Source organism: Polaromonas sp. P1_E11, from assembly GCF_056405995.1.
This window is the reverse complement of sequence record NZ_JBFUBA010000003.1, coordinates 91,385-116,368: the sequence shown is the minus strand read 5'-3', so window position 1 is coordinate 116,368 and position 24,984 is coordinate 91,385. Positions and strand designations below refer to the sequence as shown.

Here is a 24,984-nt window from a genome sequence, read left to right as displayed (position 1 = left end):
CTATTTCCAGGCCGCGAGAAACGCCAATAGAACCTTGGCCGAGTTGTCGGCAGCGATGTTCATGAAGGTCACCATTTCGTTGGCCGCTTCACCGCCGCCGGCCAGGTCGCTGAGCGACCGGAAGGCGATGTAAGGCACGCTGTTGCTGTAGGCCACCATGCCCACGGCGGCGGTTTCCATGTCGAGTACGTTGGCCTGGAAGGTCTTGAAGGCGTATTCGCGGAAGGCGGCGTTGTCGACAAAGGCCTGGCCCGACACGCCGTTGCCGCCCACCATCAATTGCGGTTTGTGCGTGAGGCATACCCCCGCGTTGCAGGCGCCGAGCTCGATGTTGCCCATGCCCCTGGCAACCGCGAGCATCCGGGGGTCGACTTCAAACCAGAACTTGCGTACGGGCGCCGGGTTGGCGGCGGTGCGCGTTTCGACCGGGCGCGGGTGCAGCATGCCGAAGGGCGCCAGGGTCTGTGCCTCCATGCGCGGCGGGATGGTGAAGCGGCCCGGCGAAGTTTCGCGTGCCATCAGCACTTCCAGGTATTGGCTCCACTGGGTGGGGACGCTGACATCGCCGATGTGCAGGGACGGGTTGACGCCGCCGGCGATGCCGCTGAAGACGATGTGGGTGATGTTGAAACGGTCCAGCACCAGCTGCGTGTTCATGGACGCATTGACCATGCTGATGCCGGAAAGGAACAGTACGACCGGCTTGCCCTGCAGGGTGCCAGTGGTGAAATCAACGCCGTTGATGCGGTGCCTGGCGGGGCCCTGCAAGCGGTTGAGCAGCAGCGTCAGTTCGGGCTGAAAAGCTGATATCACCGCGATCCGGGGTGTGGCGTCAAGCCGGACTGGGATGCCGGCAGCTGCACCGGGCGGATGGGGCGCCGGGCCCGCACAGCCTAAAAGACCGAACGACAGGAGGGCCAGGAAGGCCAGTGGCGCCGCGGCCCGCCAGGCAACAGGCTGGCTGAAAAGAAAACGCCGCAGGCAAAACAGGGAATGCATACGGCGCTTTCAGGTCGGGCGGTGAAACGCCGGCTTATTTGGCGGTGGACTTGGGCTGGCCGTCGTCGACCTTGACGGTGAACTTGCCGGCCAGGATGTCGGCTTCTTTGGCCTTGACCTTGGCAACGATGTCGGCGGGCACCTTTTTCTCGAAGGTGCCCAGCGGGGCGAGTTCGGAGCCTTTGTACTTCATCATGGAATAGGGGCCGTAGTCTTCGGCCTTGAATTTGCCTTCCTTGACGGCCTTGATCGCGCGGTCGATGCTGGGCTCCATGTTCCAGAGGGCCGACGCCACCACGGTGTCGGGGTATTTGTCTTGCGTGTTGATGACATTGCCGATGGCCAGCTTGCCTTTTTCCTTGGCGGCGTCGCTCACACCGAAGCGTTCGGCGTACATCACGTCGGCGCCCTTGTCGATCATGGCGAAGGCGGCTTCCTTGGCTTTGGGCGGGTCAAACCAGCTGTTGATGAAACTCACGCTGAACTCGACCTTGGGGTTGGTTTCTTTCGCCCCGGCCATGAAGGCGTTCATCAGGCGGTTGACTTCGGGAATCGGGAAGCCGCCGACCATGCCGATCTTGTTGCTCTTGGTCACGCCGCCGGCGATCATGCCGGAGAGGTAGGCCGGCTCCTGAATGTAGTTGTCGAACACCGAGAAGTTGGGCGCCTGCACCTTGCCCGACGAGCCCATGAGGAAAGATACTTTCGGGAAATCCTTGGCGACCTTGCGGGCCGCGGCTTCCACCGCAAAAGCCTCGCCGACGATGAGCGCGTTGCCGGCCGTGGCGTATTCGCGCATGACACGTTCGTAGTCGGCATTGGAGACGTTCTCGGTCGCCTTGTATTCGATCTCGCCGCGCGCTTCGGCGGCTTTGAGCGCCTTGTGCAGGCGGCTGACCCATTGCTGCTCAAACGGCACGGTGTAGATGGCCGCAACCTTGGTTTTGGCTGCCTGGGCAAGGGCCAGGCCGGGCAGGGCGGCTGCGATGGCGGTGGCCAATAGAACGAGCTGGCGGCGCTTGAAGGTCTGAGGCATGGGACTCTCCGGTTGGGTTTTCAGGTGGTTTGACGGTGTCTGGAAACTGCTATCAATTCAGGAGCTGCTTGCGCTCGTCCACGAAGGGCTGGGGCCTTATTTGGTTCCGAAAATTCGGTCGCCTGCGTCACCTAAACCTGGCAGGATGTAGCCGTGGCTGTTGAGCTCGCGGTCGATCGCCGCGGTATAGATCGGCACGTCCGGGTGGGCGTTTTGCAGGGCCTTGATACCCTCCGGGCAGGTCAGCAGGCAGACGAACTTGATGGACTTGGGGTTGAGTTCTTTCAGTCGCTCGACTGCGGCGATGGCCGAGTTGCCGGTGGCGAGCATCGGGTCGACCACGACAATGTCGCGCTCTTCCATGTCGTGCGGCATCTTGAAGTAGTACTCGACCGCCGTCAGGGTTTTCGGGTCGCGGTACAGGCCGACGTGGCCGACGCGCGCGCCCGGCACCACGCTGAGCATGCCCTCAAGAATGCCGTTGCCGGCGCGCAGGATGGAGACAAACACCAGCTTCTTGCCGTCGATGACTTTGGAGGTGGTGGTTTCCAGCGGGGTCTCGATCTCGATGTCCTGCATCGGCATGTCGCGCGTGACCTCATAGGCCATCAGCATGCTGAGCTCATTGAGCAGGGTGCGAAAGGTGTTGGTGGAGGCGTCCTTGCGGCGCATCAGGGTGAGCTTGTGCTGCACCAGCGGGTGGTCGATCAGGTGGACTTTGTTGCTCTGGATGGTCATTTTCTTGTGTGCCTCTGTGTTCTGTCTTTGTTTGGCCTGGTTGTTATTTTTATTCTGCTCTTGCCTGTCGGCTCCGCGCATCTTTAGGGATCGATGTTCAGAATACGGTGCCGTCGCTTTCGATGTTCAGGGGCGGCAAACCTTGATGCAATTGCTGTGCCAGTGCACGCCCTGCGGCCCAGGTGCCGCCTTCGAGCACGCAGGCCAGCGGCATCTGCTCGGCGGTCAATCCCAGCTGCTCACGCACCAGTGGCGCGAGCTCGTCGAGAAGGGCCACGGTAAGCGCGCGCCACTCCACGATGAGTTCGTCGCCGGCAGCATGCAGGCGCCCGGCCTGGGCCGGGTCTTTCAGCACCAGCACACCGGCGTCGAGGAACAGGCCGCCGTTGCGGTATTCGGGCAGGCCGGTCAGCGCATCAAGCCCTTTGACCTGCACACCGGCCCACTCGAAAGGCTCCAGCAGTGAATAGGTGAGCCACTGCGACAGCTTGTGGAAAGGCATCCAGCCATGGCTGGGCCCAGCTTTTTCGGATTCATCGTCGCCTGCCGCGCTGTGCTGCCAGCAGTCGCCCAGGGGAATGTTGCCCATGACATTTTGGGCTGGCCAGATAGACGAGAGGCTGGTGAGCAGCACCGACAGCAGCTCGTGCGCCTCGATAGCACTTTGCCCGGGTTGCGCCAGCGCTTCAAACAAATGACCGGGACGGCCGCGCTGGCCAAAGAGGGCGGGCTGGTCCTGCAGTGCCTGGCCGAGGCGCCGCAGCAGCGCGGCGCGGCCTTCGAGGCCGATCAGCGGGTTTTCGGGCGTGACCTGAAAAGCCAGGGCAAGCTGGTCTGCGGTAATGGTTTTGAGCTTGAGGGCATCGGCCTGCAGCGGTTGCTGTGGATCGCTGGAAAAGAGCCCAGCCATGAAGGCGTGAAAACTTGCCACCCCCAGGCCTTCGGAACGGCTGTATTCGCTGCAGGGATGCTCTCCCTGGGCGGCTTCGAGGTAGTGCCACTGGGCGCCGGCACCGGCGTCCAGCAGCACGCTGATGAGCGCGAGGTCAATCTGGGCGCGGGCGCGCCCGGCAGGCGTGGCGGATGCCAGTGCTGCATTGAGTAAACCCAGGCGGTCAATGCCGCCAGCTTCAAAATGCCGCCAGCGGCTGTGGTACGGAATGTCCAGGTCCGGGTAGCGGGCGCGGGTGATTTCGGCAACCAGCGCAGCGGCGGTGGTCATGGCGCCGTCGTTGACGGTAAACCAGGCGGATTCGCCGCGGCGTGCGCGCTCAAGCAGGGCAGATGCGCGGGCGCGTATGGTTCTGGTGGAACGCAGTTCCGCGGCGGCGCTGATCCCGCGCAGGTTTCCGGCGATGGTGTAGGTGGCGTTGGCGGGGTTGCTGGGACTGTCAGGAGCAGGTGTGGTTTCAGACATCCAGCCCCCGGCCCTTGGCTTTTTTCAGTTCTTCGGCGTCGGGCACCGCGCCGGGGGTGAAATAGCCTGCGGCCATCTTGGCGTCCATTTCGACCTGGGCGTCGGCCGGGATCATGTGTTCGGGAATATTGATGCGCTGAACTACCTCGATGCCCGAGCGGGTGATGGCGTCGTACTTCATGTTGCTCATGGAAACGAGGCGGTGGATTTTGCGGATGCCCAGCCAGTTGAGCACGTCGGGCATGAGTTCCTGGAAGCGCATGTCCTGTACGCCGGCCACGCACTCCGTGCGGTTGAAGTACTGGTCGGCGGTGTCGCCGCCCACCTGGCGCTTGCGGGCGTTGTAGACGAGGAATTTGGTCACTTCGCCTAGCGCCCGGCCTTCCTTGCGGAAATAGGACACCAGGCCCACGCCGCCGCGCTGGGCACCCTGGATGCATTCTTCAATGGCGTGCGTGAGGTAAGGGCGGCAGGTGCAAATGTCGGAGCCGAAGACGTCGGAGCCATTGCATTCGTCATGCACGCGGGCGGTGAGTTCGACATCGGGGTTGGCCAGGTCGCGCGGGCGGCCAAAAATGTAGGCCGTGAGGCCGCCGATGGGAGGCAGAAAGACTTCCAGGTCGCTGCGGGTGACGAGCTCGGGGTACATGCCGCCGGTTTCTTCAAATAGCACGCGGCGCAAATCGGTTTCGCTGCAGCCAAAGCGGCGGGCAATTTCGGGCAGGTACCAGACCGGTTCGACGGCGACCTTGGTCACCATGGCCGCTCCGCCGGCCGTCAAAAATTTGCCGTCGGCCTTAAGGCGGCCCGATTGCAGGGCTTCGATCACCTCAGGCAGGATCACATGGGCCTGGGTTACGGCGATGGTTGGCCGGATGTCGTAACCCGCTGCCAGCTCATTGGAAAAAACGTCGGCCACCATCGCGCCCCATGGATCCATCGCTACGATACGGCCAGGCTCGCTCCATTGCGGGTAGGGGCCGATCACGTCGGTCGGCGAGGTGTTGGTCAGGTCGGCCTTGTGGCTGGCCTTGAGCGCCCCGGAAGCAACGGCGAGCGCGCGGTAGACGCTGTACGAGCCGCTGTGCGTGCCGATGACGTTGCGGTGGCTGCGTTTGGTGGTGGTGCCTACCACCGGGCCGCGTTCGGCGGCAGTGGCGGCGGCCCAGCGGATGGGCAGGGCGCCATAACCTCCCGCGTGAGAGGTCAATCGGATGTGGGAGACCGCAGGGCTGGCCGGAGCTGTGGAGGAGGCAGAAGTGGAGACGGGCGCAGAAACAGGCGCAGGGGTAGCCGGCCTCGGATCAGGTGACTTGGCGGCAACTTCAGCAGGCATTGCGGATCCTTAAAAAATCCAATGTAGCGATGCGTGCCGGGATTGACAAGCCCGGCGGTTTTGCCGGGTCGTTAATTTGCGACAGGCCCGGCCGGACGCACCGGGTCTGTGCGCATGCTCAGCGTTTTTTGCCGCCGAAGATGCTGCCGAGGACGCCGCGGATGATTTCCCGGCCCACGGCCGAGCCCATGGTGCGCACGGCGGACTTGGCCATGCTTTGCGCCAGGCCGTCGTGTTTGCCGCCGCGCGGGCCCGTGGTGCCGAACAGGACGTCGTTGAGCCCGCCCATGATGCCGCCCGAATCGGTTTGGCCGGCCGCGCCGCCCTGGGGTGCCTTGGCCGCTTCCGTGGCCGCGACTTCCGCGCGGCCTTTGATGGCTTCGTAGGCCGATTCGCGGTCCACGGTCTTTTCGTAGGCGCCGGCTACCAGGGAATTTTGCAGCAGCTGCTGGCGTTGTGGCGGTGTGATGGGGCCGATCTGGCTGCCGGGGGGCAGCACGTAAACGCGTTCCGTCACGCTGGGGCGGCCCTTGCTGTCGAGAAAGCTCACCAGGGCCTCGCCAACGGCCAGTTCGGTGATCGCGGTTTCGATGTCGAGGCCGGGCTTTTGCCGCATGGTCTGGGCGGTGGCCTTGACGGCTTTCTGGTCGCGCGGCGTGAAGGCGCGCAGGGCGTGCTGCACCCGGTTGCCGAGCTGGGCCAGTACTGAATCGGGAATGTCCAATGGATTTTGTGTCACGAAATACACGCCGACGCCCTTGGAGCGCACCAGGCGCACCACCAGCTCGATGCGCTCGACCAGCACTTTGGGCGCTTCGTTGAAGAGCAGGTGGGCTTCGTCAAAGAAAAAGACAAGCTTGGGCTGGTCCGGGTCGCCGATCTCAGGCAGTTGTTCGAACAGCTCGGACAGCATCCACAGCAGGAAGGTGGCGTAGAGGCGCGGCGAGTTCATGAGCTTGTCGGCCGCCAGGATGTTGATCACCCCTTTGCCATCAACGGTTTGCATGAAGTCGCTGATGTTGAGCATGGGCTCGCCGAAGAACTTGTCGCCGCCCTGGCTTTCGACCTGCAGCAGCCCGCGCTGGATGGCGCCCACACTGGCGGCGCTGACGTTGCCGTACTTGGTGGTGAACTCGCTGGCGTTGTCGCCGACGTACTGCAGCATGGCGCGCAGGTCTTTGAGGTCGAGCAGCAGCATGCCGTTGTCGTCGGCAATCTTGAACACCAGGTTGAGCACACCGGCCTGGGTTTCGTTGAGGTTGAGCATGCGGCCCAGCAGCAGCGGGCCCATGTCGGAGATGGTGGCACGCACGGGGTGGCCCTGTTCGCCGAAGACGTCCCACAACGTAGCGGGGCAGGCCAGCGATTCGGGGAGGTCGATGCCCCGTTCCTTGAGGATGCCGGCCATTTTGTCGCCAATGGTGCCGGCCTGGCTGATGCCGGTCAGGTCTCCTTTGACGTCGGCCATGAAGACCGGGACACCGATTTTCGAGAAGTTTTCGGCCAGTGTTTGCAGCGTGACGGTCTTGCCGGTACCGGTGGCACCGGTGATCAGCCCATGGCGGTTGGCCAGCGCAGGGAGGATCTCGCAGTGGATGGAATCGTGCTTGGCAATCAGTAACGGCTCGGCCATGGGGTGTCCTGGAGTGAAAAAGTAAAATGCGGGTTGTAGATTAAATCAATTAATCAGTCTGAAAAGGGATTCTTCGTGGCCGGTCACAGCAAATGGGCGAATATTCAACACCGCAAGGGGCGCCAGGATGAAAAGCGCCAGCGCATCTGGACCCGTGTGATGCGCGAAATCATGGTGGCGGCCCGCATGGGAGGCGGCGACCTGGGCACGAATCCGCGCCTGCGCCTGGCAGTGGATAAGGCCAAGGCGGCCAACATGCCCAATGAGAACGTCAAATACGGCATTGCCAAAGCTACCGGTAGCCTGGAAGGCGTGCATTATGAGGAAGTCCGCTACGAAGGCTACGGCATAGGCGGCGCGGCCATCATTGTGGACTGCATGACCGACAACAAGGTGCGTACCGTGGCTGAAGTGCGGCACGCTTTTTCCAAACACGGCGGCAACATGGGCACCGAGGGCTCGGTGGCTTTCCAGTTCAAGCACTGCGGCCAGTTGATTTTTGCGCCCGGCACCAGTGAAGACAAGATCATGGAAGTCGCCCTGGAGTCCGGCGCCGACGACGTCATCACGCACGAAGACGGTGCCATTGAGGTGTTGACGCCTTACACGGGCTTTGAATCCGTGAGGAACGCGCTGGAAGCCGCCGGCCTCAAGCCCGAGATCGCCGAAGTCACCATGCGCGCCGACAACACCATAGAACTTGCCGGCGAGGATGCCCGCAAGATGCAAAAACTGCTGGACGTGCTGGAAGACCTGGACGATACCCAGGATGTGTTCCATAACGCCGAGTTGTCCGAATAAGCAAACCCAACACGCAGCCGCAATGAAGCAACAACACAATAGCAAAAGCAAAAGCAAAAGCAAAAGCAAAAGCAAAAGCAAAAGCAAAGCCAGGCACACAATGAAAGCAGCAGCATGAAAGTTTTAGTGGTGGGTGGCGGTGGCCGTGAACACGCCCTGGCCTGGAAACTGGCGCAGTCTCCCAAGGTTCAGGCGGTGTATGTTGCGCCCGGCAACGGCGGCACTGCGCTGGATGCGCGTCTTGAAAATATTGACATCACCGACGTGAAGGCGCTGCGCGAATGGGCGCTGGCCGAGAAGATCGCGCTGACAGTGGTGGGCCCCGAGCAGCCGCTTGCGGCCGGCATGGTTGATGAGTTCCGTGCGCACGGCTTGCGGGTTTTTGGCCCGACCAAGGCGGCGGCGCAGCTGGAAAGCTCCAAGGCATTCTCCAAGGCTTTCATGAAGCGCCACGGTATTCCGACGGCCGAATACGAAACCTTCACCGACGCCGCGGCGGCCCATGCCTATGTGGACGAAAAAGGTGCCCCCATCGTCGTCAAGGCTGACGGCCTGGCGGCCGGCAAGGGCGTGGTGGTGGCCATGACGCTGCACGAGGCGCACGAGGCCATTGAATTCATGCTGGCACCGAACCCCGACTTCAACCCGCTTGGCGTGGCACACAACGAGGGTGGCGCGCGTGTGGTGATTGAAGAATTTTTGCAGGGCGAAGAAGCCAGCTTCATCGTGATGTGCGACGGCAAGAATGTGGCCGCCATGGCGACCAGCCAGGACCACAAGCGCCTGCTTGACGGCGACGAAGGCCCCAACACCGGCGGCATGGGCGCGTATTCACCGGCCCCGGTTGTTACCCCCGAAGTGCATGGCCGTGCCATGCGCGAGATCATCCTGCCGACCATCAAGGGCATGGAAAAAGACGGCATTCCGTTCACCGGATTTTTGTATGCCGGCCTGATGATTGATGCGGAAGGCAAGCCGAAAACACTGGAGTTCAACTGCCGCATGGGCGACCCGGAGACGCAGCCGATCATGATGCGCCTCAAAACCGACCTGTATGAGGTGATGATGGCCGCCACCTCGGGTGCGCTGGACCAGATCGAGCTGGACTGGGACCGCCGGCCGGCCCTGGGCGTGGTGATGGCCGCGCACGGCTATCCGCTGAGCCCGCGCAAGGGCGACGTGATTCATGGCCTGCAAAAAGGCGCCGATGCGGCCGAAGACGCGATGGTATTTCATGCCGGAACACGCAAGCAGGGCGATTCGACGGTAACGGCTGGCGGCCGGGTCCTGTGTGTGACGGCGCTCGGGAGCACGGTGAAAGCCGCGCAGCAACGTGCCTACGAAGTTGCCCAGGACATCGGATTTGATGGCGCGCAGTATCGCAAAGACATCGGCTGGCGCGCGGTCAAATCCTGATCACGCAATGCGCGCTCGTTTTTCCTTCCGCCCTCCGGGTAACACTGCAGCATGACCGATATTCCAGGCGTTCGAGACTTTCTGCTGGCGCTGCAGCAGCGCATCACCGGCGCCGTTTCCGGGATCGACGGCCAGTCCTTCACGGCTGACCATTGGCAGAAAGCGCCAGGCGAGACGCTGCAGGGTAACGGCATCACCATGATCCTGGAACAAGGCCAGGTGTTTGAGCGTGCCGGCTGTGGGTTCTCGCATGTGCGGGGCCCCAAGCTGCCGCCTTCGGCGACGCAGCACCGCCCCGAATTGACGGACGCACCGTTTGAGGCTCTGGGTGTTTCGCTGGTGTTCCACCCGCGAAATCCCTACGTGCCGACAGTCCACATGAACGTGCGCATGCTGGCCGCGACCCCGGTGGCAGGTTCGGGCGAGCCCGTTTGCTGGTTTGGTGGCGGCATGGACCTGACGCCTTATTACGGATTTGAAGAGGATGCAGTGCATTTCCACCAGACCTGCAAAGACGCGCTTGCACCGTTTGGCGACGACAAGTACCCCCGGTTCAAACAATGGTGTGATGAGTACTTTTATCTGAAGCACCGGCAGGAGCAGCGCGGAATTGGCGGCGTTTTCTTTGACGACTTCCAGGAGCTGGGCCTGGACCAGAGCTTTGCCCTGATGCAGAGTGTGGCGGACTCTTTCCTGCCGGCCTATTTGCCAATCGTTGAGCGGCGCAAGGACACGCCATATGGTGAGCGGGAGCGCGAATTCCAGCTTTACCGGCGGGGCCGTTATGTGGAGTTCAACCTTGTATGGGACCGTGGCACGCACTTTGGTTTGCAGTCCGGGGGGCGCACGGAGTCGATCCTGATGTCCATGCCGCCGCTGGCGAGCTGGTCTTATCAGCGGGGCGTAGGGGCGGGCAGCCCTGAAGAGCGCCTGTATACGGAGTTTTTGCCGAGACGGGACTGGGTTTGATGGCAACGCCGTCACCGGCGCAAAAGCGCATCGGCATGTTTGGTGGTGCGTTTGATCCGCCGCACAGTGCGCACGTTGCACTGGTGCAGGAGGCGATCCGGCAGTTTGGCCTTGATACCCTGTACGTTGTTCCGACCGGCCACGCCTGGCACAAGTCACGCGCCCTGAGCGCGCCGGCTCACCGGCTGGCCATGGCCAGGCTGGCTTTTGGCGATATTTCTGGCGTTCGGGTGGATGCGCGCGAGGTTGAACGCAGCGGGCCGACTTTCACCATTGACACGCTTTTGGCGCTCCAGGAGGAGAATCCGGGCGCCCAGCTTTACCTGTTCATTGGCGCAGACCAGTTTGCCGTCTTCAGGCAATGGCACCGGTGGCAGGACATTCTTGACCTCGCTATAATTTGTATAGCTGATCGCGCACAATCCACGCTGGCTGGAGCTCAATTTGAGTCCTACGAAAGCCGCAGCAACCGTTTTGTCCTGCTCAATCTTCCCCTGATGCCTGTCAGCGCCACCCAGATTCGCCAGTTAATGGCCTCCGGAGCCGCGGTGACAGGGGGAATTACCCAGTTGGTCCCTGAAGCCGTTGCGCGTTATATTTCACTTCACCAGCTGTACGGTTCCCATTAATTTCCCACTTTATCGAAGCAAAACACTGCATGACATCCACCACCGTCAAAACCTCCGCCGCCGCCGACAAAAAGGACGTGCAGAAACTGCAGCGTGCCATCATTGACGGTCTGGAAGACGTCAAGGCGCAGGACATCCAGGTGTTTGACACGGAGCACATCACGTCATTGTTCGAGCGCGTGATCATCGCCTCCGGCAGCTCCAACCGCCAGACCAAGGCACTGGCTGCCAGCGTGCGGGATGCCGTGCGGGACGCAGGTTTTGCCAAGCCGCGCATCGAAGGCGAAGACAATGGTGAATGGATCATTGTCGATTGCGGCGCTGCTGTGGCGCACATCATGCAGCCGACCATTCGTCAGTACTACCACCTGGAAGAACTTTGGGGTGACAAGCCCATCAAACTCAAGCTGGGCGCGCCCGCGCCGCTGGTGAAGGCGTCCAAAGCCGATGCCGAGCCGGAGGCCAAACCCAAGGTTTCCCGCGCTGGCGCGAAAACTTCCGCGAAATCAGGCGCAAAGACCGCAGCGAAGTCGGCGGCCAAAGTACCTGCGAAGGCGCCGACCGCTCCCGATTCAAGCTATGTGGGCCGTGTTGGCAAGACCAATGACTGGACCGCCAAACGCAATGCCGCCACGCCGGCAACCGAGCCCGCCGCAAAGCCGGCCCGGGCAGGCGCCAAAGCGGCTCCTGGCAAGTCGTCGGCAAGGCCCGCGGTTAAAACACCGATTGTCAAAGTGCCCGTAGCCAAAAAGGTGGCGGCGAAGAAGACCGCAGCCAAAACCGTCGCTAAAACAGCAGTGCGCAAACCCGCCACCAGGAAAACTCCGTCCCGGAGCAAATGAGGCTCACGATCGTAGCGGTCGGCCAGAAAGTGCCCGACTGGGCGCAAACGGCCTATGACGACTACGCCAAGCGCTTCCCGCCAGAGCTGAAAGTCGAACTCAAAGCCGTCAAGACCGAGCCGCGCGCCTCCAAGACCCTGGACAACCTGCTGTCGGCCGAGCGCGGGCGCATAGAGGCCAGCATCGCCCGCGGCACCCGTGTCGTGGCGCTCGACGAACGCGGCACGGCCGTCACTACTGTGGCACTGGCTGAACGGCTCAAGGCCTGGCAACTCTCCGGTGACGACGTCGCCATCGTCATCGGCGGGCCCGACGGGCTGGACGCCGGTTTCAAACAGTCTGCGCATGAGCGCCTGCGCCTCTCAGACCTGACCTTGCCCCATGCCATGGTGCGCGTGCTTCTGATTGAGCAGCTTTACCGGGCCTGGAGCATCACAATCAATCACCCCTATCACAGAGAATAGAGGCCCCCACGCTTTTCACTGCGTCTTCGACTTCGTGTAATGCGCTGCCCCCCGAGGGGGCGCTGCGCCTGCGGTCTGGCAAAGCCAGTCCCGCGGCCCCTGCTGGTGTTGAACTCACTTGGCCAACTACTAAGCCCTGTTTTTATGTCTGAATTTATCTACCTGGCCTCGCAAAGCCCGAGGCGGCGGCAACTGCTGGAGCAACTGGGCGTGCGACACGAACTGCTGCTGCCGGACGCCGATGAGGACGCTGAGTCGCTGGAGGCGGTGCTTAAAAACGAGGCACCCGCTACCTACGTCCAGCGTGTCACAGGCCTCAAGCTCGATGCGGCAATCGCCCGCATGAAGCGGCGCAAACTGCCGCCGGCGCCCATCCTTTGTTCGGACACTACGGTGGCCATGGGTCGGGTGATTTATGGCAAGCCGGAGGACGAGAAAGACGCGGCCCGCATGTTGCGCGAGCTTTCGGACGGCACGCACAGGGTGCTGACCGCGGTGGCGGTGCAGTCCGGGCGCCGTCGTTTCGAGGCGCTGAGCACTTCGCGTGTCAGTTTTGACGCGCTGACGCCCGCACAGATTCGCAGCTATGTGGCCAGCGGCGAGCCCATGGGCAAGGCCGGCGCGTATGCCGTGCAGGGCAGGGTGGCGATGCACATCAGCCGCATTGACGGTTCCTACAGTGGCATCATGGGGCTCCCGTTGAGGGAAACCGCCCGGCTGCTGCAGGCCGCGGGTATTCGCCTCTAGTGCCTCCAGCCAACTCAATCTTCCAAAAGACATGCAACAAGACATCCTGATCAACTGGTCTCCCCAGGAAACCCGGGTGGCGGTGGTCGAACACGGCGCGGTGCAGGAGCTTCACGTCGAACGCACCCTGGAACGCGGCCTGGTCGGCAATGTGTACCTGGGCAAGGTCGCCCGCGTGCTGCCCGGCATGCAGTCCGCCTTCATCGACATCGGCCTGGACCGTGCAGCCTTTCTGCACGTGGCAGACCTCATGAGCAGCATCAACAGCCGCCATGCCGACTCCGACGCACAGGCCGCTGGTGGACTTATCGCACCAGCCATGGCGTCGCTGCAACCCATCGAAAAGCAGCTGTTCGAAGGGCAGGCGGTCATGGTGCAGGTTCTCAAGGACCCGATAGGCACCAAGGGCGCACGGCTGACGGCGCAAATCAGCATTGCCGGCCGGTTGCTGGTGTTTTTGCCGCAAGACAACCACATCGGTGTGTCGCAAAAAATACCCCCCCGGCAACGCGAAGAGCTTCGCCAACGGGTTCAGGCGCTGACTGCTGACATGGGCGGCGGATTCATACTGAGAACCAATGGCGAGGACGCGACAGACGCTGAACTGGCAGAGGACATCACCTACCTGCGCAAGACCTGGGGACGGATCAAGGATGCGTCTGTACGTTTACCTCCCGCCTCTGTGCTTCACCAGGACCTCAATCTGCTGCAGCGCGTGCTGCGCGACCTGGTGGTAGAGGAAACGCAGACCATCCGCATTGATTCACGTGAGCAGTTTGAAAAGCTGAAGGCATTTGCCGTGGAGTTCATGCCGGCAACCGAACCGAAGCTTCAGCACTACGGCGGTGAACGCCCCATTTTTGACTTGTTCAACATTGACGAGGAAATTGCCAAAGCGCTGGGCCGGCGGGTCGATCTCAAATCAGGCGGTTACCTGATCATCGACCAGACGGAAGCGCTGACAACCGTCGATGTCAATACCGGTGGATTTGTCGGTGCCCGCAACTTCGACGATACGATTTTCAAGACCAACCTGGAGGCGTCGCAGGCGATTGCCCGGCAGCTACGCCTGCGCAACCTTGGCGGCATTGTGATCGTCGATTTCATCGACATGATCAAGGAAAACCACCGCGATGCGGTGCTGACCGAATTTCAGAAACAGCTTTCACGAGACCGTATCAAGACCAGTGTCAACGGTTTTTCTGCGCTGGGCCTGCTGGAGATGACGCGCAAGCGCACCCGCGAATCGCTGGCCCATCAGCTTTGTGAGCCCTGCGCCGCTTGTATGGGCAAAGGCGTGGTTAAAACCGCGCGGAGCGTGACCTACGACATCCTGCGCGAAATCCTGCGCGAAGCGCGCCAGTTCAACCCGCGTGAATTCAGGGTAGTGGCTTCGCCTAAGGTGATTGAACTTTTCCTCGACGAAGAAAGCCAGCACCTGGCCAGCCTGAGCGATTTCATCGGTAAACCCATTTCCCTGCAGGCGGAAGCGGCGATGGCTCAGGAACAATACGACATTGTGCTGCTGTGACCTTCATGCCCCTTTCAATGTTCAGCCAGAACCGCCAACCCATTCCCATTCTGGTCTATCACCAGATCGCCGAGGCGCCGCCAAAGGGCAGCCCGTTTCGCGGCCTCTACGTGGCGCCTGCGGCCTTTGCGCGGCAAATGGCCTGGCTCAAACTACTCGGCTACACCGGCCTGTCCATGAGCGCCTTGCAACCTTACCTGCAGGGTGAGCGCAGCGGCAGGGTGGTTGGCATCACTTTTGACGACGGCTACCTGAACAACCTCACGCATGCCCTGCCGACATTGGTGAAGCACGGCTTTTCGTCTACCTGCTACGCGGTCAGCGGGTTGTTAGGCAAAACCAATATCTGGGACGAGAACATTGGCATTCCGCAGACTCCGTTGATGGACGAGGGTGAGATCCGTCAATGGGTGGCGGACGGGCAGGAGATTGGCTCGCATACGCACACGCACGTCAACCTGCTGGAAACCGGCGAGCCCGGTTGCCGCGAGGAGATGGTGCTCGGCAAAACCGGGCTGGAGGCCGTCATAGCCCGGCCGGTAGAGCACTTCTGCTATCCCTATGGTCACTACGAGGCCCGGCACGTCGAATTGGTCCGGGAACTGGGTTTTGCCACCGCCACCACCACGCAGCGCAGTCGCTGCCATGCGGGTATGGACCTGCTGCAGCTGCCGCGGGTGCCGGTGCTGCGCTCGACCACCTTGCCGGTGTTCTGGCTCAAGATCGCCACGGCCTACGAGGACCGACGGAAAAAATGAGCCCGCCCGATCCCCTACCCAAGAAACTGCGCGTTGCGGTCTTCAACCGTACTTTTTCGCCGACCGGCGGCGGCGCTGAGCGCTATTCCATTGCGCTGGTCGAGCAGCTGTCGGCCCGGCACGAAATGCATGTGTTCGCGCAGGAAATCGACCACCAGTGGCCCGGTGTGACTTACCACAAGGTATCGGCTCCGCTGCGCAAGCCGCGCTGGGTCAACCAGCTGTGGTTTGCCACAACGACCTGGTGGGCGACGCGCCGCGGTTTTGACGTGGTGCATTCTCATGAAAACACCTGGCACGGAGAGATGCAGACGGTGCACGTGATGCCCGTCAAGTACAACCTGTTCCATGCGCGCAGTGGCTTGCGCCTTGTGCTGCGCTGGATCAAGGTCGTGACCAGTCCGCGGCTGCTGGCTTACCTGGCACTGGAGCGCGCGCGTTATACGCCACGCCCAGGCCGGCAGGTGGTGGTGACCTCCGAAAGCCTGCGGCCCATCATGGGGGCAGCTTACCCGGCGTGCCGTGCGGCTGTTTCGGTCGTGACTCCGGGCATCACGCTGCCCAATCTGCCGGTTGCGGCTGATCGCAAACGCGAGGCGAGGGCGGGGCTGGACTTACCGGCGGAGGGCATCTGCCTGCTGTTTGTGGGCAACGATTACCGCAAAAAGGGCCTGGAGGCTTTGCTGCAGGCTCTGACGCGGCTGCCGGCCGAGGTTGTGCTCGCGGTGGTGGGCAACCCGGCCCATATTGCAGAATTCCGCGCGCTGGCCGAGACTCTCAAACTCAGTGCACGGGTGTTTTTCCTGGGCGCGCTCAAGGACGTCAGCCCGGCCTACGAGGCCGCCGATATCCTGGTGCACCCTACCTTCGAGGACACCTTTGCGATGGTGGTGCTGGAGGCCATGGCCCACGGCTTGCCGGTGGTGGTCAGCGGGCCGAATTACTGCGGTATTTCCGGCCTGCTGAGCCAAGGCGCGAATGCCCTGATGCTGGACGACCCCAGGGATGCAGTCGAACTTACGCGGGTGCTGGGCGATTTGCTTGCCCAAGCGACATTGCGGAAAACACTGTCGGAGGGCGCCGTGGCCTTTGCCGCGCACTACCAGTGGCGCGAAATCGCGCTGCAGCAGGAAGCGCTGTATTTTTCGGCCATGGCGACAAAGAACGGCAACAAACCCGCCTGAAGCAGGGAAGACTGGCTCAGGCTACCAGCTTGAAATGCTTGCGGCTGAAGTCCAGCCCGGTCAGCGTCTCCACCTGGCGCATGAAGTGGTATTTGTTTTCCTTGGGCGTGGGCCTGTAAGCCGGGTCAATGTTCAGGACCGGTTCGGCCTCAGTGGCCAGCCATTCCTGCACCGCTTGGGGGTGCGTGCCCGTAAAAGGGGCCAGAGCACGGCGATCAAACTGGCTGTAGGTGATTTGCGCTGCTGAGGCCTCGCCCCAGTACTTGCTGACCTGATCCAGCTTTTTCTGCATTTCCTCGTTGCGGCGTATCCAGCCGTAGTGGTAAATGTGCGCGCCGGCAAGTGCGCCTTGGGGGTTACGCCCCCGTTTGTGCTGCGTGGTGACCAGCCAATACTGGCCATCGGGTGCATAGCTTCGAATGGTATTGCGGATCAAGCGGCATTCGCGGCGGTACCATCCCGGGCTGATGGAAATCCAGTCGGGAGAGCCGTAAAAGTGATGGTAGTCAAACACCAGCGCTTCGACTGCGGGATTGGAGTGATGGTGTTCAACGCTGGCCCGAATGGCGGCCAGCTCGCCTTCATGCACCACTTCATCACCCTCCAGGTAGAAAGCCCAATCGCCGGTACAGGAGTATTGGGCGATCATTTTTTGCTGCGCGTAAACAAATCCACGGTCTGCCATGCGTTCGTTCCACAGCGTTTCGATGATGCGGATTTTCGGGTCGTTGATGGCTTTCACCCGCGCCAGGGTGTCGTCTTCACCTTGCCCAACCGCCACAACGAATTCATCCACGAGGGGGAGGAGGGAGCGGATGGATGCTTCGAACGGAAAGCCGAGGCTTACGCCGTTGCGTATGAACGTAAAGCCGCTGATTGAGACACTCATCGCAATGAACTTTCGGGTAAGGGGCTGTTCGGCCCTGGGCCGTTAGCGAAAATCAGGCAATCCGCAGCCATGGACAATTTGATATGGTCAGGCAGCAGATTGAAATCCCAGCCGATAAAGGTGGGCATAGGCGCCATTCTTTTCCAGCAATTCTAGGTGGGTGCCAGACTCGATGATCCGGCCTGCCTCCATCATGATGATGCGGTCTGCATGTTGGATCGTGGAAAGACGGTGTGCAATGACCAGTGATGTCCGGCTGGACGTGAGGTTGCGGATGGCTTCCTGCACTGCTAGTTCTGACTCTGTATCAAGTGCCGAAGTGGCCTCGTCCAGTATCAGAATCGGCGCGTCTTTATACAGTGCACGTGCAATGGCAAGCCGCTGGCGTTGTCCTCCCGACAGCTGCATGGCATTGTGGCCCAGTACGGTGTCAAGTCCGGCTGGCAGCTCGGCCAGCAACGCCGATAAATTGGCGGCAACAAGGCATGCCAGAACCCTGTCTCGGTCGACCGATTGGCCGAGGGCGACGTTTTCCGCAATGCTGCTATTGAGCATGACCACGTGCTGGCTTACGAACGAGAACTGGGTTCTGAGCGATTGAAGGTTCCAGTCTCGGAGTTCCCGCCCGTCCAGGTAGATTTTCCCTGCTGTCGCGTCGACAAATCGCGGCAACAGGTTAACGAGCGTGGTTTTTCCAGATCCCGAAGTTCCCACGACCGCCAGCGTTTCTCCCGCCTTCACTGACAAATTCAATGCGTTGATTGCCGGCGGTGCGTCGGCTTTGTAGGCCACGCTCACACCGACGAACTCGATATCACCACGTGCGCGATTCAAAACAAAATCGCCACCGGCTTCGTCTTCGGTCAGATTCATCAAGTCAAGTCCGCGCTCCAGTGCAGCAAGGCCGCGGGTCACCGGCGTAGCTGCGTCCGAAAGGCTTTTCACCGGTGCGATCAGCAGCAGCATGGCAGTCACGAATGCCACGAAGCCGCCGACGCTTGTGGTGTTTTCTGCGCTCTGAAGCAGGGCCACGGAGATGACCGCTGAAAGCGCCATGGCGGCCAGCACCTGCGTAATGGCGCTCATCCCAGCGTAGGCCGCCGTCGATTTCATGGAAAGCCGGCGCAGGGAATGACTGAGGACTTCAAAACGGCTGGCCTGACTTTGCTGCGCACCGTGCAGGCGGACGTCGCGATGCGCCAGGACATTCTCCTCGACCACATACGCCAGGTTGTCGGTCGCAGTCTGACTTTCCTTCGTCAATCGGTAGAGCCGTTTTGAAAGAATCTGGATCACCAAAGCCACTGCGGGGAAAAGCAGGGCGACGATCAGCATCAGTTTCCAGTTCAGGAAGACCAGGTAACCGATTAGCGCCACCAGCGTCAGTATGTCCCGTGCAAGTTTCATGATCGCATTGATCAGCATCGAGGAACCGTTAAAAACTTCGTACACCACGGTGTTCGCAATTGCACTGGAACTCTGGTCCGAAAACAGATTTAGCCGTGCGCTCAGCAATTTACCGAACATGGCCTCACGCAATCGTGTTAATCCGTCGTTGGTGACTTTTGCAAGTGCAAACTGAGCCAGAAAACCAGAAAGCCCGCGCAGCGTAAACAGGACAATCAGCGCAAGGGGGACCAGCCAGAGGTTGAACCCTTCCCGCTGGAAGCCGCGATCCAGTAGAGGCTTCAGTAGCGCAGGAACCAGGGGTTCGGTCGCCGATGCAACGATGGTCGCACCCACTGCAAGTGCCCAGCCTGCTTTTGAATCCTTGAAGTACGGCCAAACGCGCGCAACCCGGCGTATCAGTGAAGGCCTGGGTATCGGCGGCGCTTCATTGGAAGGTGACAACGTGCTCAAGTGCGACTCCCTTGCATGGCGTGCGGCAAGGTTGTTTCACGCATATTGCTCAAACCGGCGGAAAGCAGCAAACCAAGGCAAACACAGAAGAAGTCGCCTATGAGCGCGTCATACAGTGACGAGTTGAAAAGACAGGCGACGGCCAGACCGGCAAGAACGGACAGTGTTGCGCGGGCATGGTTTTTTTCCATTCTCCAGGCATCCCGTAACACAGTCCCCATCAAGGCGAGCAGAAGCACGATGCCGGGGATTCCGAGCTGGACGCCCCACAGGAGATATTCCTGGTGTGGATTTCCATTGCCTTCGATATTGATGTGGGCCGGGTTTTGCAATTTCTCCAAACGGTTGTATTCGGTGCTCCAGCTTCCGATACCCGCACCCAATAACGGCTTGTCTTTGACCACCTCCAGCGCGCGCCGCCAAAAAGCGAGCCGTATTCCGGATGAGGTAGTCGATTCGCCCTTCGCCGAATAAGATTGAACTTCATGGGCGACCTGCGTCAACCGGTCACGGACCTTTGTGGAACTGACAAACAGGCCCAGCGCGATCAGAAAAGGGAGAACCACAACGGCCGCCCGATATTTCTTGGGCAACTCCCACATGATGGCCAGAGAAAGCAGCGCGATGGCCACTGCGTGCCCACTACGCCCGTTAAGCACGAAGAAGACATTTGCCAAGGCAACCAGGGCAATAACAACAGCAGTCTGCCGGCCAAACCTGCCTGGCACGGCTTCCCGCAAATGCCAGCAGAGTGCCGCAAATACTGCGCTCATGATTCCCTGGTCCAGGTAGCTGGAAAAAACAGCGTACTGCGTCAGCGCCATGTTGGAGCTTGCCCAAGGTATCGGTACTCCGAGGAAAAGTGCCCATGAACTAAACAGGAGGAGCAGCTGTGCAGCACCAAATGCCCCTAATGCATAGAGCGCTTCACGGCGATCATGAATGAGAATCATGATGAGAAGGGGCAAAAGCAGCTTGCCGTATTTCGCAAGGGATCCCACTGCGTCGGCCGGCGGCGCTACCGTCCAGGTTAGGCTTAAGGTGAACGCCGCGAGCGCTCCCAGGACCGCAATGGTCGTATAGCTGTTTTTGAATCCGGCTGTTTTTCCGGAAGTTGCCAGAGCAACAATGCTGAAGACCAATGCGAAGAGAAATAGCACCAGCTTGGACAGGCTGATGATTGCCATGGACAGCCCAACTGACGCAGCCATTGTGCAGACCACAACCAGCCGGAAATTGATGTTCTTGTGGGGCAAAATAATGGCGCGCTCGCTTGAGGAAAGCCTGCATTATCGGCGATTCCCGCCCACTCAGGCATCCAGCCGCCAGGGCTTGTCTGCTATGCTGTCCGGGCGCCGCGTCGCTGTGCGTTTCATTGGAAAAAACCTCTTTATCACCAGGAAAAAGGCATTCGTTGGCCAGCTTGTCCGTCATCGTCATTACCCACAATGAAGCCCGCAATATTGAAGCCTGTCTTCGCGCGGTGAATTTTGCAGACCAGCTCGTCGTGCTGGACTCGGGTAGCACGGATGACACCCTGAAGATTGCCGCTTCATTGGGCGCCGAGGTCAGCACAGCTCCCGACTGGCGCGGGTTCGGTGTTCAGAAAAATCGGGCTCTTGCCCTGGCGACGTCGGACTGGGTGCTTTCGCTGGATGCAGACGAACGTGTCACTATCCAGTTGCAGGCCGAAATCATGGCTTGTTTGGCCGCTCCGGTTTTTGATGTGTACTCCTTCCCGAGGCTGTCGAGCTACTGCGGTCAATACATGCGCCACTCGGGCTGGTATCCGGACCGGGTGACTCGCTTGTTCCGGCGTAACGCAGCCTGTTTCAGTGAAGACCTGGTGCATGAGAAGCTGGTGACGTCCCTGCCCGTGGGGCAATTGCAATCATCGCTGATGCATGAAAGCTTCCTTAATTTCGAAGCCGTACTCGACAAGGCCAATCGGTACTCCTCGGCTGGGGCCCAAATTCTGCGAGATAAAGGCCGATCGGCTTCCATCGGCAAAGCAGTAGGACATGGAATCTGGGCTTTTATCCGCACGTATTTCCTGCGGTTTGGCTTTCTGGATGGGAAGATGGGTTTTGTGCTCGCTGTTTCCAATGCGGAGGGCACCTATTACCGGTATCTGAAATTGTGGTTGTTGCAACGCCAGGGGCCCGATGGACATGGCTCGGCCGGTGCCCCATGAAGATCAGCTTTGTCGTCCTCACATACAACCGGACAGATGCGCTGCTGGCGGTGTTGAGGTCGCTTTCAAGTCAATGTGGTGAAGATCACGAGGTGGTGATAGCCGACGATGGCTCGCGGGCCGACCAGGTGGCCATGCTGCTCACTGCCTGCCCGGCCTTCAGATGCCCTGTTCGCCATGTCTGGCATCCTGACGTGGGCTTTACCGCTGCGCAGGCTCGCAACCTCGGAGCCAGTCTGGCTACGGCCGACTATCTGGTTTTTCTCGACGGAGACTGCGTTCCCGGGCCGCGCTTTGTGGCGGAGCACGCCCGCCTCGCCGAACCAGGATGTTTTGTCAATGGAAGCAGGGTGCTCATCAGCCCGCGTCTTACAGAACGTGTAGTCAATGGCGCTATTGATTTACCCAGCCGTCCTGTATCGTTCTGGATTCGCGCCCGGCTGCAGGGTGATAGCAACAAATTATTGCACCTCCTGTCCTGGCCACGGCGTTTATTCAGGGTAAAACAAGGCTTTCAGTGGCAAGGCATTCGCAGCTGCAACCTGGGTGTCTGGCGACGCGATTTTTTCAATGTCAACGGATTTGACGAAACTTTTCAGGGGTGGGGCCATGAAGATGCCGACCTCGTGTTGAGGCTCAGCCATATGGGAATTCGGCGAAAAAATGGTTTTATGGGTACGGAAGTATTTCATCTTTGGCACAGAGAGAACACGCGCGACCAGGAATCCATCAATAAAAACAGGGTGCTCCAGCGCATGAAAACTGCTGTCACGCAGGCGGAGAAAGGGCTGGGCCAAAGTGCCCCCCAAGCACCCATCAAAATAACGCATTTGCATTGACCTCAAAAAAAACCATGAGCATCACACCCCTTATTCGCCGTCGCACCATTGCTGGAATGCTGGTTGCTGCCACGCTCCCGGCAGTGCCGGCTCTGGCGCAATTTCGTGTTGAGGTTTCCGGAGTTGGCCTGACCCAGCTGCCCATCGCCATCGCCACGTTTCGGGGAGAAGCGCAGGCACCGCAAAAGATCGGCGCCATCGTCCGGGCAGACCTTGAACGTAGTGGCATGTTTCGACCAATCGATACCGCAGGGATCGTCGCGGATGAGAATACTCGCCCAGATCTGGCCGCCTGGAAGCAAAAAGGCGCTGATTCGATGGTAACCGGCAGCATTTCCCCGTTGGCAGACGGTCGTTTCGACGTTCGTCTTCGCCTCTGGGATATCGTGCGCGGACAGGATTTGGGAGGCCAGAGTTACACGGTAGGGCCTGCCGACCTGCGGCTGTCTGCACACCGCATTTCCGATTTTGTCTATGAAAAACTCACTGGCGAAAAAGGCATTTTCTCGACGCGTATCGCGTACGTGACCAAGGCGGCCCAAAAGTACAACCTCTGGGTCGCGGATTCGGATGGCGAAGGTGCACAGTCGGCCCTGACCAGCCCCGAACCCATTATTTCGCCCGCATGGTCACCCAACGGCTCGCAACTGGCCTATGTGTCGTTTGAGTCGCGCAAGCCGGTGATCTATGCGCACGACGTGGCCTCTGGCAAGCGGCGTCTGCTGGCCAACTTTCGAGGTTCCAATAGTGCGCCGGCGTGGTCACCGGACGGCAAACAGTTAGTGGCGACGCTGAGCCGCGATGGCGGTTCACAGCTCTATGCGATAGGCCTCAATGGGGGCGAGCCCAAACGGCTGACCCAGTCCTCCAGCATAGACACCGAGCCTGCCTTCTCGCCCGATGGGCGCTACATCTATTTCGTGAGCGACCGGGGCGGCGCGCCGCAAATCTACCGCATGAGCCCCAATGGTGGCAATGCGGAGCGGGTCACCTTTACCGGGACCTACAACATATCCCCGGCGATCAGCCCCGACGGTCGATGGCTGGCCTATGTTTCCCGGGTGGGCGGCGCCTTCAAGCTGCATGTTATGGAACTTGCCAACGGCACGGTCACTCCAATCACCGAAACTACGGCCGATGAGAGTCCGAGCTTTGCACCCAATAGCCGATTGATTGTGTATGCCACCCAGCAGCAGGGCAGGGAAGCCCTGATGACTACAACGCTGGACGGCAAGATCAAGGCAAGACTGTCCGGGGCAAGCGGTGATATCCGGGAACCCGATTGGGGCCCTTTCCAGCGGTGACCGGCAACACCAGGCATTATTTTTGTTTTCCATACGGCCTATTTTTTTGTAGAGGTATTTCATGAAACGCACCGTTTTTTCAATCATCTCCTCCCTTGTCCTGGCGGCCACGCTGACAGCCTGCGGTTCCGGCGTCAAGCTGAATGACGTGCCGGTCGAGGATCGCACCGGCACGACCCAGCAGGGCGGTACACCAGGCGCGACCGGCCGTGCTGTTGCACCGGTACAGGTTGAAGGTGCCGATGCCTCGCTGGCGGGCCCGGCCAATACCACCAAGGTCATCTACTTTGACTTCGACAGCTATGTGGTCAAGCCCGAGTTCCAGGGAGCAATCGAGGCCCATGCCAAATACCTGACGGCCAACAAGGGCCGCAAGATGGCTATTGAAGGCCATACCGACGAGCGCGGCGGCCGCGAGTACAACCTGGCTTTGGGCCAAAGGCGCGCCGAGGCAGTTCGCCGCGCGCTGGGCTTGCTGGGCGTGGCTGATGCGCAAGTCGAGGCCGTGAGCTTCGGCAAGGAAAAGCCGGCAGCTACGGGCTCTGATGAGGACTCCATGGCGAAGAATCGCCGCGCTGAACTCAACTACCGTTAAACGGGGCCCGAACCGTGAACATGTTTCGGTATGCCGCTGTGGCCGCGGCCTGCGTGCTGGCGTTCAATGCAAACGCCGGCCTGTTTGAAGACGATGAGGCCCGACGGGCGATCCTCGATTTGCGGCAAAAGGTCGATGCATCGCAGCTGCGCATGGCCGATGACGTGCGGAAAAACACGGAAGACAACACCCAGTTACGTCGCAGCCTGCTCGATCTGTCGAACCAGATCGAGGCCCTGCGCAACGAACTCGCCACCATGCGTGGGCAGAACGAAAGCCTCACGCGCAGCGTAGCCGAGATGCAGCGCACCCAGAAAGACCTGACGACAGGCGTGGACGAGCGTCTGCGCAAGTTCGAGCCCGGCAAAGTCAATGTGGACGGCAAGGAATTTGTGGCCGAGCCCGCTGAAAAACAGGAGTTTGAAACCGCACTGGCCACGCTTCGCAAGGGCGACTTTGCAGCAGCGCAGACGAGCTTCCTGGGCTTCCTGAAGCGTTATCCGCAAACCGGCTACCGGACATCGTCCCTGTTCTGGCTGGGCAATGCGCAGTACGCCTTGCGCAACTACCGCGACGCGGTGACCAATTTTCGCTCGCTCGTGACGGCTGACCCCGACCATATGCGCGCGCCGGAGGCCATGCTTTCGCTGGCCAACTGCCAGGTGGAACTCAAGGACACCAAGTCGGCCCGCAAGACGCTGGAGGACCTGGTCAAGACATATCCTCAAGCCGAGGCGGCTTCCGTCGCCAAGGAACGGCTGGCCAAGCTGAAGTAAGCCGCACCTCGGGCAGGCTATCCGGCC

General features: G+C 60.6%; 25 protein-coding genes. 16 read left to right on the top strand and 9 right to left on the bottom strand.

Features of this window, described 5'->3' with window-relative positions; translation table 11 throughout:
- The 6 genes from AC1D11_RS14295 to AC1D11_RS14270 all read right to left on the bottom strand — a co-directional run bounded on the left by AC1D11_RS14295 (nt 1) and on the right by AC1D11_RS14270 (nt 7,159).
- Nucleotides 1-999 (bottom strand): 5'-methylthioadenosine/S-adenosylhomocysteine nucleosidase, encoded by a 999-nt coding sequence (locus AC1D11_RS14295; protein ID WP_477649519.1) that lies wholly within the window; start codon nt 997-999, stop codon nt 1-3.
- Between the two features lie 34 nt (nt 1,000-1,033).
- Nucleotides 1,034-2,035 carry a BMP family protein gene (locus tag AC1D11_RS14290; RefSeq protein ID WP_477649518.1) on the bottom strand — a complete coding sequence of 334 codons (1,002 nt, stop codon included), beginning with the start codon at nt 2,033-2,035 and terminating at the stop codon, nt 1,034-1,036.
- 96 nt (nt 2,036-2,131) lie between these two features.
- Nucleotides 2,132-2,773 (bottom strand): uracil phosphoribosyltransferase, encoded by a 642-nt coding sequence (gene upp, locus AC1D11_RS14285; protein ID WP_477649517.1) that lies wholly within the window; start codon nt 2,771-2,773, stop codon nt 2,132-2,134.
- Nucleotides 2,774-2,870: 97 nt separating this feature from the next.
- Nucleotides 2,871-4,190: a URC4/urg3 family protein gene (locus tag AC1D11_RS14280; protein ID WP_457280810.1), complete on the bottom strand. Its 1,320-nt coding sequence runs from the start codon at nt 4,188-4,190 to the stop codon at nt 2,871-2,873.
- Nucleotides 4,183-5,526: a GTP cyclohydrolase II gene (locus AC1D11_RS14275; RefSeq protein WP_477649516.1), complete on the bottom strand. Its 1,344-nt coding sequence runs from the start codon at nt 5,524-5,526 to the stop codon at nt 4,183-4,185. Before AC1D11_RS14275 ends, AC1D11_RS14280 begins: the two co-directional genes overlap by 8 nt.
- Nucleotides 5,527-5,644: 118 nt before the next feature.
- Nucleotides 5,645-7,159: a helicase HerA-like C-terminal domain-containing protein gene (locus AC1D11_RS14270; RefSeq protein WP_477649515.1), complete on the bottom strand. Its 1,515-nt coding sequence runs from the start codon at nt 7,157-7,159 to the stop codon at nt 5,645-5,647.
- Between the two features lie 75 nt (nt 7,160-7,234).
- Here AC1D11_RS14270 and AC1D11_RS14265 point away from each other — a divergent pair, with 75 nt between their 5' ends.
- From AC1D11_RS14265 to AC1D11_RS14220, 10 genes are all read left to right on the top strand, one after another.
- Nucleotides 7,235-7,960, top strand: a complete 726-nt coding sequence (locus AC1D11_RS14265; RefSeq protein ID WP_477649514.1) for a YebC/PmpR family DNA-binding transcriptional regulator — start codon at nt 7,235-7,237, stop codon at nt 7,958-7,960.
- A gap of 114 nt (nt 7,961-8,074) precedes the next feature.
- Nucleotides 8,075-9,376, top strand: coding sequence for a phosphoribosylamine--glycine ligase (purD, locus tag AC1D11_RS14260; RefSeq protein WP_477649513.1), 1,302 nt, complete (start codon nt 8,075-8,077; stop codon nt 9,374-9,376).
- A 51-nt stretch (nt 9,377-9,427) separates the two neighbouring features.
- Nucleotides 9,428-10,345, top strand: coding sequence for an oxygen-dependent coproporphyrinogen oxidase (gene hemF / locus AC1D11_RS14255; RefSeq protein WP_477651355.1), 918 nt, complete (start codon nt 9,428-9,430; stop codon nt 10,343-10,345).
- Nucleotides 10,345-10,974: a nicotinate (nicotinamide) nucleotide adenylyltransferase gene (gene nadD / locus AC1D11_RS14250; protein ID WP_477649511.1), complete on the top strand. Its 630-nt coding sequence runs from the start codon at nt 10,345-10,347 to the stop codon at nt 10,972-10,974. Before hemF ends, nadD begins: the two co-directional genes overlap by 1 nt.
- Before the next feature lie 29 nt (nt 10,975-11,003).
- On the top strand, nt 11,004-11,816 hold the full coding sequence (rsfS, locus tag AC1D11_RS14245; RefSeq protein WP_477649510.1) for a ribosome silencing factor: 813 nt from the start codon (nt 11,004-11,006) through the stop codon (nt 11,814-11,816).
- Entirely contained in the window at nt 11,813-12,280 is a 468-nt protein-coding gene (gene rlmH, locus AC1D11_RS14240) for a 23S rRNA (pseudouridine(1915)-N(3))-methyltransferase RlmH (RefSeq protein ID WP_477649509.1), read from the top strand. The genes rsfS and rlmH overlap by 4 nt, the downstream gene beginning before the upstream one ends.
- 144 nt (nt 12,281-12,424) lie before the next feature.
- Entirely contained in the window at nt 12,425-13,027 is a 603-nt protein-coding gene (locus tag AC1D11_RS14235; protein ID WP_477649508.1) for a Maf family protein, read from the top strand.
- Between the two features lie 31 nt (nt 13,028-13,058).
- Entirely contained in the window at nt 13,059-14,558 is a 1,500-nt protein-coding gene (rng, locus tag AC1D11_RS14230) for a ribonuclease G (RefSeq protein ID WP_477649507.1), read from the top strand.
- 5 nt (nt 14,559-14,563) lie between these two features.
- The gene (locus AC1D11_RS14225; RefSeq protein WP_477651461.1) at nt 14,564-15,316 is read left to right on the top strand and encodes a polysaccharide deacetylase family protein; all 753 of its coding nucleotides are present in this window, start codon (nt 14,564-14,566) and stop codon (nt 15,314-15,316) included.
- On the top strand, nt 15,313-16,500 hold the full coding sequence (locus tag AC1D11_RS14220) for a glycosyltransferase family 4 protein (RefSeq protein ID WP_477649505.1): 1,188 nt from the start codon (nt 15,313-15,315) through the stop codon (nt 16,498-16,500). Before AC1D11_RS14225 ends, AC1D11_RS14220 begins: the two co-directional genes overlap by 4 nt.
- Before the next feature lie 16 nt (nt 16,501-16,516).
- On the opposite strand, the gene AC1D11_RS14215 is transcribed toward AC1D11_RS14220, so the two are convergent.
- From AC1D11_RS14215 to AC1D11_RS14205, 3 genes are all read right to left on the bottom strand, one after another.
- A complete protein-coding gene (locus AC1D11_RS14215) occupies nt 16,517-17,389 on the bottom strand; it encodes a glycosyltransferase family protein (RefSeq protein ID WP_477651353.1) in 873 nt (290 codons plus the stop codon).
- Between the two features lie 87 nt (nt 17,390-17,476).
- The gene (gene msbA, locus AC1D11_RS14210; protein WP_477648377.1) at nt 17,477-19,249 is read right to left on the bottom strand and encodes a lipid A export permease/ATP-binding protein MsbA; all 1,773 of its coding nucleotides are present in this window, start codon (nt 19,247-19,249) and stop codon (nt 17,477-17,479) included.
- A complete protein-coding gene (locus tag AC1D11_RS14205; RefSeq protein WP_477648378.1) occupies nt 19,246-20,436 on the bottom strand; it encodes an O-antigen ligase family protein in 1,191 nt (396 codons plus the stop codon). Before AC1D11_RS14205 ends, msbA begins: the two co-directional genes overlap by 4 nt.
- Between AC1D11_RS14205 and AC1D11_RS14200 the strand changes: the two genes are divergently transcribed.
- From AC1D11_RS14200 to ybgF, 6 genes are all read left to right on the top strand, one after another.
- Nucleotides 20,426-20,701 (top strand): hypothetical protein, encoded by a 276-nt coding sequence (locus AC1D11_RS14200; RefSeq protein WP_477651309.1) that lies wholly within the window; start codon nt 20,426-20,428, stop codon nt 20,699-20,701. The genes AC1D11_RS14205 and AC1D11_RS14200 overlap by 11 nt on opposite strands.
- A complete protein-coding gene (locus AC1D11_RS14195; protein ID WP_477648380.1) occupies nt 20,664-21,443 on the top strand; it encodes a glycosyltransferase family 2 protein in 780 nt (259 codons plus the stop codon). The genes AC1D11_RS14200 and AC1D11_RS14195 overlap by 38 nt, the downstream gene beginning before the upstream one ends.
- Nucleotides 21,440-22,282 (top strand): glycosyltransferase family 2 protein, encoded by an 843-nt coding sequence (locus AC1D11_RS14190; RefSeq protein ID WP_477651310.1) that lies wholly within the window; start codon nt 21,440-21,442, stop codon nt 22,280-22,282. Before AC1D11_RS14195 ends, AC1D11_RS14190 begins: the two co-directional genes overlap by 4 nt.
- Nucleotides 22,283-22,296: 14 nt before the next feature.
- Entirely contained in the window at nt 22,297-23,586 is a 1,290-nt protein-coding gene (gene tolB / locus AC1D11_RS14185; RefSeq protein WP_477648382.1) for a Tol-Pal system beta propeller repeat protein TolB, read from the top strand.
- A gap of 61 nt (nt 23,587-23,647) precedes the next feature.
- Nucleotides 23,648-24,181, top strand: a complete 534-nt coding sequence (gene pal / locus AC1D11_RS14180; RefSeq protein WP_477648383.1) for a peptidoglycan-associated lipoprotein Pal — start codon at nt 23,648-23,650, stop codon at nt 24,179-24,181.
- A gap of 20 nt (nt 24,182-24,201) precedes the next feature.
- Nucleotides 24,202-24,957: a tol-pal system protein YbgF gene (gene ybgF, locus AC1D11_RS14175; protein ID WP_477648441.1), complete on the top strand. Its 756-nt coding sequence runs from the start codon at nt 24,202-24,204 to the stop codon at nt 24,955-24,957.
- Nucleotides 24,958-24,984 lie beyond the last annotated feature (27 nt).